A 16,660-nucleotide genomic window follows, 5' to 3' on the forward strand; every position below is an offset into this window, starting at 1 on the left:
GGCGGTCATCCCTTCAGCACAGCGCGGTCTGAATCTTACCGTAGCGCGCGATGATCGCGCGCATGGCTTCGTAGCCGTCATGCACCGCATCGCCGATACGCCCGCCCTGGCGACTGTCGCCGATGATATGGGTGGGAATGCCCCTTGCGATCAAATCGTCGGCAATTTCCGATTGCCGATCGCGGCCCTGGGCCAGCAGCACGTAGTCCGCCTCCAGTTCGCTTTCAGCGCCGTCCCCATTGCGCACGACGGCAAGCCTGTCGCCGATCCTCACCAGATGGTGCCCGGCCAGCACTGTGATACGATCGTGGCGCATCAGCCTGTCGACGAGGTTGGATCGATAGACCATCTCTGCCGAACGGGCGAGCTGGTCCGCGCGCGAGCGGGTGACGAGAGTGACCATCGCCCCGCGCGCTGCGGCAAATTCCGACGCCTCGCAGCCCGTCTCTCCTCCGCCGTAGACGACGACCCGATCCCCTTCGCCAAGGGTAACGTCGCTGTCGCCCATCAGCAGGTCGTAGGCCTCGACCGCCATTGCGCTGTCCTCGCCCTCGATGCCGTGGCTGCGGCGGCGCGTGCCGGCGGCGATCACTACGAGATCGGGGCTCAGCGCGGCGACCTCGTCTGCCGTTACGGCATGGCCGACATGGGTGCACACGCCGCTTTTCGTCACCTGCCGATCGAGATAGTCGCGGTACCGCAGCAGCAGTTCCTTGCCCGGAGGCGCACCCGAGGCGATGATCCCGCCGCCCAGCGTCTCGCGCGCTTCATAGAGATGGGTCTCGAACCCCGCCTCGATCAGCATCAGCGCTGTGCTGATCCCGCCCGGGCCTGCGCCTACCACGATGGCTTTCTTCCCGATGCCCAGATCGGCGGGAATGGGGGCCTGCAGTTCACGGCCCGTGCGCGGGTTCTCGGCGCAGGTTACGCGGTGCAGGTTCTCCGCAGCGATGCAGAAATTGCAGGTCGTGCAGGGACGGATCAGTTCGGGGGTGCCCGCTTGCGCCTTGGCCGGCCAGTAGGGATCGGTCAGCGAGGGCCTGCCCAGTGCGACAAGGTCGCAGTCGCCATCGGCAATCGCATTTTCCGCGGTTTCGGGCAGGCGGATCTGGCCCACGCCGATCACCGGCACTCCGGTCGCTTCCCGCAGGCGCCGGGCATAAGGAAGTCGCCAGCCCTCCGGCGCCGACATCGGCTCCATCACCTTGTCGAACGACTGCGGCCCGCGACCGGTGCTCGCGTGGATGATGTCGATGCCCGCGTCGACGAGGTGGCGGCAAATCTGCGCCGTATCGTCGATGTCGAGGCCGCCCTCGACGAACTCGTCTGCTGAAATGCGATAGCAGAACGGCAAGTCGCCGATCGCTTCGCGCACCGATTTTATGACGGCGATGGGGAAGGCCATGCGTCGCTCGGCGTCGCCACCCCACGCATCGTCGCGCTGGTTTGAGAGCGGGGACATGAACTGCGAAAGCAGATAGCCGTGTGCGCCATGCAGCTCGATACCGTCGTAACCGGCGCGCGCCGCACGTCCGGCAGCCGCGCCGAAGGCATCGACAAGGCGCCTGACCAACGCATCGTCCATTTCCTCGACGACGAGCTTCGTCGGATCCTTGCGCGACCATACCCGGCTGGGACCGCGCACGATGCCGTCCTTGAGGAATTTGGCCGGTGAGAAACGGCCGCCATGCTGCAATTGGAGGAAAGCCTTGGCCCCGCTTTCATGCAAGGCATCGACCAGCCGGTAATGTCCGTCGAGGTTGCGGTCCGATTCGAGAGAAAGCTGATGCAGTTCGGTCCGCCCCGTATCGGGGTCGACGCTAGTGAATTCCACCACGATCAGGCCGAAGCCGCCACGCGCCCGCTCCTGATAGAACGCGATCTGATCGGGAGTCACCCGCCCGTCGATACCGCCGAGAGAAGTGGACATCGGCGCCATGACGACCCGATTCTTCAGCTTCAGCGAGCCGAGCTGGATCGGCGAAAACAGGTTGGTGTACGCTTTCTTCAAGACATCCTCATTTGCATCTGGCGGCAAATTCATGGCCGACAGGAGGGGACACTACAGCCGCGAAGCGATTTGCGCGATGGCCTCGCAGTCCGCTAAGCTGGTCCCAACCATCCTGCCGGTTGCTCACAAAGACACATTCAGGTAACTTAATCAATAGGCGTTATGCGAAGTCACCGCACGAAGTCTGGAAACTTCATTGCATTACAATCATTTTGAGGTATCGGAAAAGATCACTCGGCGACACGCTCGACAGATAGACCTCGAGTAGGGACGAAGCGCTGCACGACAGCGTTGGCGCCCGGCCCGCGGGCAATCGGACATATTGTGAAGCCGCGCGTCACCAAGGAAGAGGAAATAACGGGTATGCGTGAAGCAGCCATCGTCTCGACTGCGCGAACTGCCGTCGGCAAGGCTTACCGGGGTGCCTTCAACGATACGGAGGCTCCGGTGCTCTCGTCCCATGTTGTCGATGCCGCCATCGACCGCGCCGGCATCGATCCGGCCCGCGTGGACGACGTCTACCTGGGCGTCGCCAACCAATGGGGAACCCACAGCTACAACCTGGCGCGGCTTACCGTCCAGGGCTCGATCCTGCCGGACACGACTTGCGGCATCACCATGGACCGCAAGTGCTCATCGAGTCTGAACGCCATTGCGCTGGCGGCGCGGGGCATCATCTGCAACGAGATCGACTGCGCCGTTGCGGGCGGAGCCGAGAGCATCTCGCTCACGGTGAACGCGCATGCGCCGCAATACCGCAACCGTTCCGAATTCGTGAAGGCGGCCGACCCGACGGCCTACATGGCCATGATCGAGACGGCCGAGGTGGTGGCCGAACGCTATGGCGTCAGCCGGGAACAGCAGGACCGGTTCGCCGCGCTCAGTCAGCTGCGCGCGGCGGAGGCGCAGGAAGCGGGCCGCTTCGACGAGGAGATCGTACCGATCACGGTGTCCAAGGCTCTTTACGACAAGCAGGGCGAGCGCACCGGAGAAGAGACCGTCACGCTCGAACGGGACGAGGGCATCCGGCCCGGAACGACCTATGAGGCGCTGGCGGGCCTGAAGCCGGTATTCAGCAACGGCCTCCAGATTGCCGAGGGGCGCAATGTCACGGCGGGCAATTCCAGCCAGCTTTCCGACGGGGCTTCGGCGCAGGTGCTCATGGATCTGGCCACCGCGCAGCGCGAGGGCTTGCCGGTTCTCGGCATCTATCGCGGATTTCAGGTAGCGGGCTGCGGCGCGGACGAAATGGGCATTGGCCCCATCTTCGCCATCCCCAAACTGCTCGATCGGGCAGGCCTGAAGATATCCGATATCGGATTGTTCGAAATCAACGAGGCGTTCGCCAGCCAGGCGGTCTATTGCCAGCAGAAGCTTGGCATCGATCCGGAAAGGCTGAACGTGAACGGCGGAGCCATTGCCATCGGGCACCCCTTCGGCATGACCGGCAGCCGCCTGACGGGCCATGCCCTGATCGAAGGCAAGCGCCGCGGCGCGCGATATGTTGTCGTGTCGATGTGCGTTGCCGGCGGCATGGGAGCGGCGGGATTGTTCGAAGTCGCCTGACCGCACTGCCGAGATCCGAGGCGGTGGAGGCCGGCCAGCGGTTCTGGCCCGGGCGGCTCAGTCCTGCCCCGACTGCTCCCGGAAATCGGTGGGCGATTGTCCGAAATGGCGGCGGAACGTGCGTATGAAGGCCGTACTCGAGCTATAGCCGGTCGAGGCCGAGATGGCCTTGATCGGCTCGCGCGAGCGCCGCAGCAGGCGGGCGGCCATGTCCATGCGCGCGGCGCTGACCACCTCCATCGGGGTGCGGCCCGTTTCCTGCCGGAATTTCTCCGCAAATCCCGATCGCGACATCCCCGCGTGCCGCGCGAGACTGGCGACCGACCACGCACGGCCCGGTTCCATGCGAATGGATTGCACCACGCGGGCGATGGCCACGCTCGATCGCGGGTTCGCGCTGACCAGTTCGGGTTCCTGCAGCAATTGTTCGCGCAGGCGCCGCGTGACCAGCAGGTGCGCGAAGCGGGCAAGGCAAATCGTGCCGCCCGGCGCATCAGCCATTTCGCGCAAGGATCGAACCGCCTCTTCCGCAGAAGGCGAGTTGAGCCTGTATCCCGGACTACCCACGATCAGTTTGGGCAGCAAGGCACGCGGAGGAAGGAGATCCTCCGGCCAGGTCAGACCGATCTGCCCGCTCAGCACCGTGGCCGCGGGACGGCCGGTGCGCGAGGTGCCGAACATCAGGTGGACCGGGCTGTCTTCCCCTTCGAAGGCGGACAGGGCCTCGTCTTCCTGCGCCCCGACATGGCCCAGCCGGGAGAGCTTTGCGCCGGATCCCGTTCGGACCACATGACCGGCCCCATTGGGCAGAATGAAGGACTGACCGGCCGCAAACACCTGCGGCTCGTCATGCGTGCAGGAAACCTCCAGCACACCGTCCAGCACGAAATGCACGGCGATCAGATTGGGATCGTTGTCCAGCGAGAAACCCCATCCCGGCCCCAGATCGATCGTCGCCCATTTGGCGCTGACCAGATGGAGCGCGCTCAAGGCCTTGCTCAGATTTATGCTTTGCGCCCGATCCATCCGCTTCCATTCCTTTCCGGCACCCTTTCCGACGCGACCAGCCCCGGGGAGCATTAGCTAAGGTCTTTCGGACGCGGCGGCAATGGGGCGTCCGGTTCTGCCCGCGCCCCGGGCAATCCTGCGGCAGGTTCACGATTTTGGACGGAATGCCAGCACTCTTGCCCCTCGCGCTATCGACAATCGTGGCGGGCCCGATACGTTCGCAACCCAGCGGCATTCAACCACCTGAGAGGATTATTGATGAGTGAGAAAACGCTTGAACAGCGCGTCAAGGAACTGGAAGACGTCCGTGAGATCAAGGATACCTTCTTCAAGTTCCATTACGCCTGCACCGGCGGCTTCGTCGGCAAGCAGGCCGGGCGCATGGAAGCCCTGGACTATCTGACCGACGATGCCACCATCGAGGTGCTGGGCCTGCACGAACCCGGCAAGGGCCCGCGCGGCCGCCAGGAAGTAAAGGAATACTGGGACTTCTATTACGGCGACGCGGGCCCCCTGCCCTTCGTGTTCCAGACGAGCGTGAACGAGAAGGTCGACCTCGATGGCGACACGGCCGTAGGTTATTCCAACATGCTCATGCTCGTAGGTTTCCGTGAGGACAAACCGATGTTGGGCCTCTCGCAGCGCGTGAACGACTATGTCCGCACCGACGACGGCTGGAAGATCAAGAAGACCACCATGGTGGGCGGCTTCACCGTCCGCACGGACGATCTCGAAGGTGCGCTGAACGAGCTTCCGCCCGCCGAGGACCGCACGCCCTGGACCTACAAGGGCGATTGATCGAAAACGCCTGGCAATCCCGGCCTCCGGATAGGAGGCCGGCGACTATTTGCCCGTCTTCGCCGGAAGCTCCTGGCGTGGACGGGCTTTTGGTATCTGCTCTCGCCGGCCGCGGCCGATCAGCGCGCGATCTCGGGCAACAGGAACTTCTGCACTTTCCCGGTGGCGTTGCGAGGCAGATCATCGACGAATGCGATCGCCCGCGGCACCTTGAAATTGGCCATCTGCTCGCGCGCCCAGCTTGTGATGTCGGCTTTGTCCGGGCTTGTTCCCGCAACGGGCACGATCCAGGCCGCGCAGACTTCGCCCATGCGTTCGTCGGGTATGCCCTTCACCGCTACCGCACCGATCTGCGGATGATCGAGCAACATGGCTTCGATTTCCGCCGGATAACAGTTGAAGCCGCCGGTGATGAACATGTCCTTGGAACGATCGGTGATGGTCAGGTAGCCATTCGCATCGATTACGCCGATATCGCCGGTGTCGAGCCAGCCCTCCCGGTCTATGGCTTCCGCCGTCGCTTCGGGATCGTCGAGATACCCTTGCATCACGTTGTAGCCGCGCACGAGAACCCGGCCCGGCTCGCCGGGGCCGACGGTTGCGCCGGACGCGTCGAGCAGCCTGAGTTCGACCCCCTCAATCGCCTTGCCGCAACTTCTGACCACGATCTCGGGGGGATCGCTGGGTGCGGTCATCGTTACCGTTCCGCAGGCTTCGGTCAGCCCATAACCCGTGAGCACCGTCGGAATACCGAGCTTCTCACGCATGTCGGCGATCATCTGCGGCGGAACCGAGGCGGCGCCGGTGATGGAAACGCGGAGCGATGCAATCGTCTTCCGGTCGAAGGCGGGATCGGCCAGCAGCGTCTGGAACAGGGTTGGCGGGCCGGGCAGGAAAGTCACCGCCTCCCGCTCGACGAGATCGGTCAGGTCACCCACATCAAGCTGCGCCATCGGAAGGGTCGTCGCACCGATGGCAAGGTTCACCACCCAGCCGGCCTTGTAGCCGGAGCAGTGGAAGAACGGCCACAGGATCAGGAATCTATCGCCATGCGTGATGGTCGTGGCATTGGCCCATAGCCGCGCGGTGCGCACGGTCTGTTCGTGACTTGCCATCACGCCTTTGGGGGCGCCGGTCGTGCCGCTGGTGAACATGATATCGCACAAGCCGCTACCGGGAAGATCGGCCAACCGACGGTCCGCTTCGGCCTCGTGTCCTTTGCCCGCGGCCAGGAACGCTGCCCAGTCCTCGCCGCCGAGTTCGATCACCCTGCGCAGCCCCGGGGTTTCGATCTGGCGCAGGGTATCGGCATAGCGATAACCGAGGAATTCGGGCGAACCGACCGCGAACGCGGCGCCGCTGCGCGCGACGATGTCCGCCGCCTCGCCCTGCCTGTAGCGCGTGTTCAGGGGCACCAGCACGCCGCCAGCCGCCTGCAGCCCGAGGCACGCGGCGATCCAGTCCGCCGAGTTTTCAGCCCAGAGTGCAACCCGTTCGCCTTCGCGCAAGCCCGCGGCGACGAAAGCCGCCGCAACCTCGCGCATCAGCTTTGCCAATTCGGCAAAGCTGATGCGCACCGGGCCATCGACGATAGCCTCGTCATCGGGCCACCGCCGGGCTGCCGCCAGGGCAAGGCCCGGTATCGTCATCGGCTCAATCCCCTGGGCCAGGTTGTCCTGTGTCACCGCTCGAACCCTCTTTCCCACACGTTGTATCAGCCCGCGACGCGGATTGCGCCGGACGCCGCCAAGGCGTCGATCTCGTCGCGTGAATAACCCGCCTCACCCAGCACCTGGGCCGTGTTCTCGCCCACACCGGGCGCCGGCCTGCGGATTTCGGCAGGTGTTTCCGACAAGTTGATCGGCGCGCGGGTGAGCGGCACGCTCCGTCCCAGACGCGCGTGATCCAGGTGATGGATCAGCCCCATCGCCTGCACCTGTTCGTGCTCGAGCGCCTGTTGCGGCGAAAGCACCGGTCCTGCAGGGATACGCGCCGCCGCCAGCTGATCGAGCGCTTCGGCCACGGTACGTTCCGCGACCCAGCGCGCCATGCGCGCAGAGAGTTCCTCGCCGTTCTCGCCGCGTTTCTCATCGCTCGAGAAACGTTCGTCCTCCAGCCAGTGCGGTTCTTCCATGAGCTGCGCCCAGCGGCGGAAAATCGGATCGCCCACGACCTGGGTGACGACAAAACCGTCCTTTGCGGCAAAAGTGTCGGTCGGCGCGTTGAGGAAGCTGCGATTGCCGATGGCCGTCCGCCCGAGGCCGGTCAGCGCCTGCTCGATCAGGAACGTGCTGGAGAACGCCAGGGCCGAGCCCAGCAGGCTTCCGTCGATTTCCTGCCCGCGCCCGCTATTCTGCCGTTCGAACAGGGCCACCATCACGGCAAAGGCGGCATAGACCGCCGTTGCATGGTCGACCCATGTGATCGGCGTGCGATAGGGTGTGTCTCCCGAGCCCGAAAGGTACTGGGATCCGCACATCGCCTGTCCCACGCTGTCGAAGCCGGGGCGGTCTGTCCACGGTCCGTTCGGGCCGAACGAACTGACGTTGGCGAGGATGATATCCGGCTTGATGCGCTTCAGGCTTGCGTAGTCCAGGCCCATCTTCCCCAGCGCCGAAGGCGGTACATTGACGACGACGACATCGGCATCGGCGATCAGCCTTTCGACCATCGCAGCGCTGCCCTTCGCCCGGGGATCGTAGGCAACCGAGCGCTTGTTGCGCGACATCTGCAGGAACAGCGCGCCGTCGCCGCTGTCGGGCACCGGCGCGATCCCCCGGTCCTCTCCGCCCTCGAGACGCTCCATGCGGATCACGTCCGCACCGAAATCCCCCAGCAGCGTGGCGCAATAGGGGCCCGCGACGTAGCGGCCGAAGTCGAGAACTCTTATCCCTTGCAGAGCGCTCATGCGTCTTGCGCCGTCTCGAAGAGAGCACGCACGTCCGGAAGCGAAGGCTTGAGCGACGGCGTGCGAGGCAGATCGTCCACCTGCAGCAGGCGCGTCGGGACCTGGTAGGGCAGCAACTTCTCTTTCAACCATTCGCGAAATGCCGCCTCGTCGGGCGCATCGACGCCGTCCTTGGCGATCCACGCAGCCGCAGGCACTTGCCCCAAACGCCGGTCGGGCAGCGCCACCACGGACGCTTCGCGCACCGCGGGATGCGACTGCATCGCCTTGATCACGTCATCCGGCATGATCTTGAATCCACCGCGGATGATCGCGCCGTCATGGCGACCCTTGATGTAGAGGAACCGCTGCGCGTCGATCACGGCAAGGTCGGTAGTGCGAACCCAGGTCTTGCCATCGCCGACATTGGGCGCGCGCAGTTCCAGCAGGCCCTGTTCGCCCGGTGCCAGTTCCTCGCCGCTGTCGGGATCGACGACATGGGCCTCGACGTTGGCGTTGAGGCGACCCACGGCGCCGTACTTGTCCTTCCAGTGCGCCTTGAAGTCCTGCAGGGTCCAGCCGGCAACGCCGCCGGCAAACTCGGTCGCGCCGTAGTTCTGCAGGACCGGAATGCCGTATTTCTCGTAGAAGGCATCGGCCAATGCCGGATCGAGAGGGGCAGTCCCGGTACGATAGGCAACGAGGCTGGAGAAGTCTTCCTTCGGAATGTCGGCATCGAGGATCATGCGCAGGGCGGATGGCGGCGCGCCCGCCACCTTGGGCCGGTGGCGCACCACCGCATCGCGGAACCCCTCGACGGTAAAGCGTTCGATCAGGCACACCTTGCGGCCCGCCAGCAGGTTGTTCATCACACCGGTGATGCCTGCAATATGGGCCAGCGGCGCAGTGACCACGGCAACGCCCGAACGCAAGGCCGGCGGCGCATCGGGATCGCGCCCCTTCTCATAGGAAGCCGCGCCTGCCAGCGCCCTTTCGAGGTTGCGACGCGGCAACGGGATACGCTTGGGCTTGCCGGTCGTGCCGCTGGACAACATCTCGATTGCCACACCCGGGGCCATTCTGCGCTGCGCATCGCTGGAGATCGCCGATTCGGTGACAGACATGCCGGAGCCGTCGATCGACACAATCGCCGATCCCGCCTCCCGCGCGGCGGCGAGGATGTCGGGACGCTCCCAGTCGGCGCCGCATGCCACAAGCACCGGAACGGCCGCATCGCGAATGTCGTCTGCCAGCTTCGCATCGGGGGAAACCGCATTCAAACTGGCCAGGCACCGTCCCGACCGAAACAGGCCGAGCAGCACGGGCACCAGATCGCAGTGGTTGCGCAGCAGCACGCCAATGCGCGTGTCCGGCCCCGCGCCGATTGCGTCGAGCAGGTCGCACAGCTTTCGGCTGCGCCGGTCCAGCTCTTCCCAAGTCAGCCATTCGCGCCCGAATTCCAGCGCATCTCTGGTTGGATCGATCAACAGAACGCCGTCGATTGTCGCCGCAAGTTCCATCGCCTGAAATGACTCTCCCAATTGAGGTATATGTTTTCTTAGCAACACAATCCCGCCGGGTCGAGTGCCGATTATGTCGCCGGCGTCCGAATTTGCCCGCCCAGCGTCCCCGGAGCCCGGCGACGGGCACGCCACGAATATATGCGCCGCCCCATGGTGGCAGTCATTGCGATATTTGATTAGATGCGACAGGTATATGCCACGAGCCGTCCTGCAACGGGCGCGGCAACACGATCACGATTACCTTCACGAAACCGCAATTGGTGAGAGACTATGACCCGCGAGAGCGAAGAACTACGTTATGGACTGGACCAGGGTATTGCCCGAATCACGCTGTCCGCGCCGGACAAGCTGAACTCCCTTTCCCACGAAATGCTCGCCGGCATTCCGCAGCTGGTGCAGCGCGCCCATGACGACGGCGCACGTGCGATTCTTCTTTCGGGTGAAGGCCGCGCATTCTGCACCGGAGCGAGGCTCGGCGAAGGTTTCACGGGCGAGCGTGACCTCGGCCAACTCGTCGAAGACTATTTCAGCCCGATGGCCAGGGCCTTTTCGGAAAGCAAGATCCCGGTCGTGACGGGCCTCAACGGCCTTGCCGCAGGGGCAGGCGTGGGACTTGCCCTGTGCGGCGACATCGTCGTGGCCGCACGTTCGGCGTATCTGCTGCTGGCCTTCGCCAATATCGGTCTGGTGCCCGATGCGGGCTCAACCTGGCTGATCTCGCAATCGATCGGGCGGGCCAGGACCCTGGAACTGGCGCTGCTGGCGGAAAGGCTGCCGGTGGAAAAAGCCGCAGCAATGGGGCTGATCGCCCGGGTGGTGGATGATGAAGCTGTCGCGGAAGAAGCAACGGCCGTCGCGCGCAAGCTGGCCTCCATGCCAACGGCGGCACTGGGCCTGATCCGAAAGCAGGTCCGCGTGGCACTGGATGAAGGCTTCAGCGCATCGCTGGAAACCGAGCGCGACCACCAGCGCGCCGCCGGGGGGACCAAGGATTACCAGGAAGGCGTGCGCGCCTTCATGGAAAAGCGCCCACCCGTCTTCACCGGCAGTTGAACGGCTTCGCAAGGGGCAGGCACTTGAACTGGAAAAGGATCGTTGTCCGCGAATACGGAGGACCGGAGCGGCTTGAGATCGAAGAACTCGACACCGTGCCCACCCCCGGCCGAGGTGAAGCACTGATCGGGATCGACGCAGCGGGCGTCGGCTATACCGACACCATCGTCAGACGCGGCAAGTACATCGACTACAAGGGAGGGCTGCCGGTCACCCCCGGCTACGACCTTGCAGGTACGGTGATTGCCCTGGGCGAAGGCGTTTCCGCTCCGGCTCCAGGAACGACCGTTTGCGACATGCCGATGAACGGCGGATACGCCCAGTACGCGGTGCTGCCCGCAAAAGACCTGATCCCCGTGCCGCAAGGCGTTGCGCCGCAGGACGCCGTGCAGGTGCCGTTGATGTACATGACGGCCTATCAAATGCTGACTCGCGAGGTAGAACTGAAGCGGGGCGATGCGATTCTCGTCGTGGGAGCGAGTGGCTCAGTCGGGCGTGCCCTCGTGAAACTGGGGGTTCAGCGCGGGCTGCGCGTCATCGGCACGGCTTCTGCCCGAAATCTGGATGCCGTGCGCACCCTCGGCGCCGAGGCGCTCGACTATCGTCGCCCGGATCTGGCGCAAGCTATCCGCCTGGCCAGCGGCGGCGGAGTCATGGCCGCCTTCGATGCGATCGGCGGCAATAGCTGGACAACCAGCTGGCTTTCGCTGGCGAAGGGGGGGAAACTGATAGGTTTCGGCCTTCAGGATTACCTCGACGCCAACGCCGGCCTGATCAGTGCCATGGCCAGTTTCGCCCGGCTGAAGTTCGGCTTTCCGCTGCGCGCGGCTCTTGACCGGTCAGGACGAACGACCGGCTTCTACAATATCCTGCAACGCCGCCGAGCCTTGCCCCAGGAATATCGCGAGGATGCCATCACGGTCCTGGACCTGTTTGCCAGCGGGGCGATTTCTCCCGATCCAGTGGAAGTGCTGTCGCTCGAGCAGGCGCCCGAGGCGCATCGCCGCATCGCGCAGGGCGGCATGGCACATCGCCTCGTGATCGCCCCCGGCTGAACGAACGCGCTTCCCGTCATCGAAGGCCGGCGGATTTCGCGTACCCTGCGACGAATAACGAACCCTTCGACACTTGCCCGGGTCGAGGAGTTCGTCATTCAGCTATCGCGTTCGCTTATCTGCCGGTGAAGACGGGCTTGCGCTTTTCGAGGAACGCCATGACCGCCTCGCGGTGATCCTCCGACAGGTGCGACATCGTTTCAAGGCCCAGATGCGCATGCAGCATCGCATCGACGCGGGCCTTGAGGTCGAGGTTCACCGCCTTCTTGGTCAGGCGGATCGCCGCGGCTGCCCCGTTTGCGATGCGCTCGGCATAGTGAGCGACGCGTGCGTCCAGTTCCTCGGGCTCGACCGCCTCGGTGACGAGGCCGATTTCGGCGGCTTCCTCACCGCTGATCGCGTCGCCGGTGAGGAGATACTTCTTTGCCCGGGCATAGCCGACAAGCGCGGGCCAGATGATCGAACCGCCGTCGCCGGCGACCAGTCCGATTGCCACGTGCGGATCGGCAATCTTGGCTCGCCTGGTGGAAATCACGATGTCGCAGAACAGCGCGAGCGTTGCGCCAAGGCCGATCGCATGGCCGTTAACGCGCGCGATGACCGGTCGGTCGAGATCGATCACCGCATTCACGATGTCGGCGGCCTCGACCATGCTCTCGTTCCAGCGGACATGGTCGTCGAGCGAGCTTTTCAGCGTGGACACATCTCCACCGGCCGAGAAGCAATCGCCTTCGCCGGTCAGGATCACGACATGAGCATCCGGGTCGCGACCGATCTCGGGGAAAACCCGAACCAGTTCCTGATGCATGCGCGGATTGGTGGCGTTCTTCACCTCGGGCCGGTTGAAGGCGACAGTCACGACCTTGCCTTCCCTGCTGACCTTGAGCGCTTCGTAGTTCTCGTACATGCCGCGGTTCCTCTTCATTCTCTTGGTATGTCTGGTAGCGGCCCGATTGAGTTTCCTCAATAGCGGAAAGACAATTGAGGTATCTGTTATTGGACAAATGCCCTCACGGTGCTAGAAAGCACAAGGGAGAGGCAATGACCGAAAAGCAAGCTCATTCGCGGATTGTCCGGATAGGTGCCGTCAGCGCATCCTTCGTCGACAGCCGCATCGCCATGCCGCAATTGCTGAACAGCGGCGTCGCACTCGATTATCTGGTGTTCGATTGCCTGGCCGAAGGGGTGATGAGCATCCTGGCCCGGACAAGGCTTGCCGGCGGCCCCGCCTGGGTGACCGATTTCGTCGATGCGCAGCTGACCCCTTTCCTGCCCGAACTGGCCGCGCGCGGTATCAAGGTCGTCTCCAATGCGGGAGGGCTGGACCCGCAGGGATGTGCCGCCGCGCTGCGCAAGGCCGCCAGCGAGGCAGGCGTCTCGCTCAGGATCGCCAGTATCTCGGGCGACGACCTCTCCGACCGAACCGGTGAACTGGTTCCGCCCGGCACGGCCGACATGTTCGATGGCGGCGATCTGGGCGCGCAATTGCAGGCGGCCGACCAGGTCCTGAGCCTCACGGCCTATACCGGGGCCTTCGCCATAGCGTCAGCCCTGGCGGCCGGCGCCGACATCGTGATAACCGGCCGGGCGGTGGACAGCGCCGCGACCCTGGGACCGCTTGTTCACGAATTCGACTGGGACGCGAGCGATTTCGACCTGCTGTCTGCCGGCACGCTGACCGGACACCTGATCGAATGCACCACGCAGGTCTGCGGTGCGACTTTCACCGATTGGCACGAAGTGCCCGACTGGGCGAATATCGGCTTTCCCATCGCGCTTTGCCGAGCCGACGGCAGCTCCGAGATCACCAAGCCCGAGGGCACCGGCGGCCTCATCAACCGCGGCACGGTCGCGGAACAGATGCTCTATGAGGTCGGCGACCCCGCCGCCTATACTGTGCCCGACGTCGTGTGCGACTGGACAGACGTGCGGATCGAGGAAAACGGCCCGGATCGGGTGCGCGTTTCCGGGGCCAGAGGAAGCGGCGCGCCGTCGATGCTGAAGGCCGCCCTCACCTGGGACAAGGGATGGCGAGCCAGCGTCCTGACCCCGATCATCGGCCTCGAGGCGGGCGCGAAGGCCGAGCGCACCGCGCGCGAATTGTTCAATCGGTGCGATCGACTGGCTGCCGAACGCGGGCTGCCCGCCTATTCCTTGCAGCATGCCGACGTCATCGGCAGCGCGACCGGCGGCGTCGGCACGGCGATCTGCCGCATGGTGGCCGATCACCCGACAATGGCCGGCGCGGCGCAGTTTGCGCGCGAGCAAAGCTCGGTCATCACCAGTATGGCAGTCGGCACTTCGGTGCCGCTGGGCACCACCGTGCGCCCCCTTACCCGCTTCGCCAGCTTCCTGCTGCCCCGCGAAGCGGTTACGCTGACCATCGGGATGGACGGTTGCGACACGGCATTCCCGATGACGTCGCAGCACAAGCAACTCCCGCGCGGCAGGGTCGCAGAGCCTGCCGCACCGGCGGCCGATGCCGCATTCCGCGTTCCGCTCGTCGCGCTGGCATGGGCGCGCAGCGGGGACAAGGGCAACCTGTTCAACGTCGGCGTGGTTGCACGCAAGCCGGATTATCTGCCCTGGCTTTACCATGCCCTGACGCCCGAAATGGTCGCGCGGCACTATGCCCCCGTGCTGGGCCGGGACCCCGGCACGATCGAGGTGATCCGCTATCCGGTGCCCGGGATCGACGCCCTGAATCTCGTCGTCGACGACGCGATGGGCGGCGGCATGCTTTCGCACCCCGGACTCGATCCCGCAGCGAAAGGCATGGCGCAGAGGCTGCTCGACTTCCCCGTGCCGGTACCCGCCGCAATCCACGCCCAGATTCAGGAGGCACAAGGCCGATGAAACGCGATTACAGCTATTTCCACGCCGGCATCGAACAGGTGCCCACGACCAGCAGCAGCCTCGTCAGTTCGTCGCGCTTCCTCAATCATGCCGGCCTGCGCGAATGGCTCCAGCTGCATCTCCTGCGCCGCAACGGGCCCGACCTGCCGATACCTGCCGATCCCACGCTTGGCCTCGCCCAGGCATTGACCGACATGCGCACGCCGGATCGGATGCAGACGCTGATCGATGCGGAAAAAATGCGCAATCCCGCCTTCCGGGCGTGGGTGGAGGAAAAATATCTCTCGCCGCTGACCAAGGAGGATTTCTCCAGGTTCCCGAAGGACAGCTTCGGCGGGAAATACTACAAGTACATCAGCGAATATGGCATAGCCGTGAACTTCGGCTGGGCCAACACGCCCCCTGCCAGCGACTGGGAATTCATCCAGAAGCGCAATGGCCAGATCCACGATTTCGAGCATCTGATGACGGGCGGGCAGTTCAACTCGCTGGGCGAGATCCTGCCCTACATGGTGCGGCTGTCCAATCCGCACACCCATCTCGCGCCCGAGGTCGCAACCGAATTTTCACTGATCTATATCTTCGGCGGCAGCCGGCTGCTGTTCCGCAGCTTTCTGCATTATCCGGACACCTGGCCCATCGTCATGGACATGATGGAGCGCGGGCTGAAGATCGGGCGCACGTCCGACCCGATCATGATGATGCGCTACGAGGACGCTCTCCATCTTTCGATCCCTGAAGCGCGCGAAATGCTTGGCTATCGCCATGCCGAGGATGTCGACACCGAAGATATGGACCGGATCTTCACCGAGCAGGTGAAGACGCCATCCGTCTTCGATCAGGAATAGCTGAACTCGGCAAAGCGTTCGACCTGCCGCGCGTCGCCTCCGTGGCGCGCGGCAAAGGCGACGATACGCTTGTAGAAATGACCGACGGGGTATTCGTCCGTCACCCCGATCCCGCCGTGCAGCTGGATTGCCTGGCCACACACGAAGAGACCCGCCTGCGCCACCCGGGCGCGGGTCGCGGCGGCAAGCCGCGCGCGTTCGTCCACGCGGCCAGAAGCGAGCCCGGCAAGCCCGACCTGAATGATCGAACGCGCCTGCTCCAGTTCGATGAACATATCGGCAAGCCTGTGGCGCAGGGCCTGGAAGTCTCCGATCAACTGGCCGTACTGCTTGCGAGTGAGCAAGTAGTCGCGCGTCATATGAAAGGCGGCTTCCATGGCGCCCAGCGCTTCGGCGCTTTCGAGGACCAGCGTACGGTCGATCGCCTCGGACAAGGCGCCGCGGGCGGCCTCACCTTCCAGCAACAACGTCGCCGCTGTCGCATCCAGCAGGAGTTCGCTGCCCTGCCTGCCGTCGATGGTCTCGTAGCGGCGCAGCGGCGCTCCCTCGGGCGCGACTTCGAACAAGCCGATGCCGCCATTGGGCATAGCGGCGCTGACCAACAGGGTGGATGCCTCCCCCACCAGGCCAGCCTTGCGGCCGGTCAATGTCCAGCCTTCTGCTTCGCGCGCACTGGTCTGCAAGGCAAGATAATGCCCGCGCATACCCGGTTCGTCATGGGCCAGAACCGGCTGCGCGCCTCCGACGGCAACCTCTTCGGCACGCTCCGCCGAAACCGCCAGCAACAGATGCGCCGCCACCATACCGCTCTCGACAAGCGGCGCGCGCACCAGCGCGCGGCCCAGCTCCTCGGCGATGATCGCGCTGTCGGCGTCGCTGCCGCCCAGGCCGCCCGCCTCTTCGGGCAGGCCCGCCATCAGCCAGCCCTGTTCCGCGCCATAAGCCCAATCGGCAACGGCATCGCCCGCCTCGCGCACGTCGCGGTTGGCGGCCCAGCGGCGAACGCTGTCGCGCAGCATCGCCTGTTCATCGGTGGGGAGGAAGTTCAGATGCAT

At 64.6% G+C, this 16,660-nt stretch carries 13 protein-coding genes; 6 read left to right on the plus strand and 7 right to left on the minus strand.

What is annotated here, in order from left to right:
- Positions 1–13 precede the first annotated feature (13 nt).
- Positions 14–2,011: an oxidoreductase gene (locus JI59_RS09365; protein WP_038577391.1), complete on the minus strand. Its 1,998-nt coding sequence runs from the start codon at positions 2,009–2,011 to the stop codon at positions 14–16.
- A 363-nt stretch (positions 2,012–2,374) separates the two neighbouring features.
- On the opposite strand from JI59_RS09365, the gene JI59_RS09370 reads away from it, so the two are divergent.
- Complete coding sequence (locus JI59_RS09370) at positions 2,375–3,577, plus strand: acetyl-CoA C-acyltransferase (protein ID WP_038577394.1); 1,203 nt, start codon at positions 2,375–2,377, stop codon at positions 3,575–3,577.
- Positions 3,578–3,634: 57 nt separating this feature from the next.
- On the opposite strand, the gene JI59_RS25635 is transcribed toward JI59_RS09370, so the two are convergent.
- Complete coding sequence (locus tag JI59_RS25635; RefSeq protein ID WP_160289729.1) at positions 3,635–4,567, minus strand: AraC family transcriptional regulator; 933 nt, start codon at positions 4,565–4,567, stop codon at positions 3,635–3,637.
- A 276-nt stretch (positions 4,568–4,843) separates the two neighbouring features.
- Here JI59_RS25635 and JI59_RS09380 point away from each other — a divergent pair, with 276 nt between their 5' ends.
- Entirely contained in the window at positions 4,844–5,383 is a 540-nt protein-coding gene (locus tag JI59_RS09380) for a nuclear transport factor 2 family protein (protein ID WP_007012989.1), read from the plus strand.
- A 119-nt stretch (positions 5,384–5,502) separates the two neighbouring features.
- Here the strand turns inward: JI59_RS09380 and JI59_RS09385 are convergent, their stop codons facing one another.
- The 3 genes from JI59_RS09385 to JI59_RS09395 are packed head-to-tail and all read right to left on the minus strand — an operon-like array spanning position 5,503 to position 9,790.
- Positions 5,503–7,068 (minus strand): AMP-binding protein, encoded by a 1,566-nt coding sequence (locus JI59_RS09385; protein WP_007012988.1) that lies wholly within the window; start codon positions 7,066–7,068, stop codon positions 5,503–5,505.
- Positions 7,069–7,097: 29 nt separating this feature from the next.
- Positions 7,098–8,291 carry a CaiB/BaiF CoA transferase family protein gene (locus JI59_RS09390; RefSeq protein WP_007012987.1) on the minus strand — a complete coding sequence of 398 codons (1,194 nt, stop codon included), beginning with the start codon at positions 8,289–8,291 and terminating at the stop codon, positions 7,098–7,100.
- Positions 8,288–9,790: a class I adenylate-forming enzyme family protein gene (locus JI59_RS09395; protein ID WP_007012986.1), complete on the minus strand. Its 1,503-nt coding sequence runs from the start codon at positions 9,788–9,790 to the stop codon at positions 8,288–8,290. Before JI59_RS09395 ends, JI59_RS09390 begins: the two co-directional genes overlap by 4 nt.
- A gap of 273 nt (positions 9,791–10,063) precedes the next feature.
- Between JI59_RS09395 and JI59_RS09400 the strand changes: the two genes are divergently transcribed.
- Positions 10,064–10,846: an enoyl-CoA hydratase-related protein gene (locus tag JI59_RS09400; protein WP_007012985.1), complete on the plus strand. Its 783-nt coding sequence runs from the start codon at positions 10,064–10,066 to the stop codon at positions 10,844–10,846.
- 23 nt (positions 10,847–10,869) lie between these two features.
- Positions 10,870–11,901: an alcohol dehydrogenase catalytic domain-containing protein gene (locus tag JI59_RS09405; RefSeq protein ID WP_007012984.1), complete on the plus strand. Its 1,032-nt coding sequence runs from the start codon at positions 10,870–10,872 to the stop codon at positions 11,899–11,901.
- Positions 11,902–12,016: 115 nt separating this feature from the next.
- Here the strand turns inward: JI59_RS09405 and JI59_RS09410 are convergent, their stop codons facing one another.
- A complete protein-coding gene (locus JI59_RS09410; RefSeq protein ID WP_038575903.1) occupies positions 12,017–12,808 on the minus strand; it encodes an enoyl-CoA hydratase/isomerase family protein in 792 nt (263 codons plus the stop codon).
- 134 nt (positions 12,809–12,942) lie between these two features.
- Between JI59_RS09410 and JI59_RS09415 the strand changes: the two genes are divergently transcribed.
- Together JI59_RS09415 and JI59_RS09420 are read left to right on the plus strand one after the other, a co-directional pair.
- Positions 12,943–14,757, plus strand: coding sequence for an acyclic terpene utilization AtuA family protein (locus JI59_RS09415; protein WP_007012982.1), 1,815 nt, complete (start codon positions 12,943–12,945; stop codon positions 14,755–14,757).
- Positions 14,754–15,605, plus strand: coding sequence for a Coq4 family protein (locus JI59_RS09420; protein ID WP_007012981.1), 852 nt, complete (start codon positions 14,754–14,756; stop codon positions 15,603–15,605). Before JI59_RS09415 ends, JI59_RS09420 begins: the two co-directional genes overlap by 4 nt.
- On the opposite strand, the gene JI59_RS09425 is transcribed toward JI59_RS09420, so the two are convergent.
- The gene (locus JI59_RS09425) at positions 15,596–16,660 is read right to left on the minus strand and encodes an acyl-CoA dehydrogenase family protein (protein WP_007012980.1); all 1,065 of its coding nucleotides are present in this window, start codon (positions 16,658–16,660) and stop codon (positions 15,596–15,598) included. The two genes, JI59_RS09420 and JI59_RS09425, sit on opposite strands and share 10 nt — an antisense overlap.

Source organism: Novosphingobium pentaromativorans US6-1 (assembly GCF_000767465.1).
In the GTDB taxonomy this organism is placed as follows: Bacteria; Pseudomonadota; Alphaproteobacteria; order Sphingomonadales; family Sphingomonadaceae; genus Novosphingobium; species Novosphingobium pentaromativorans.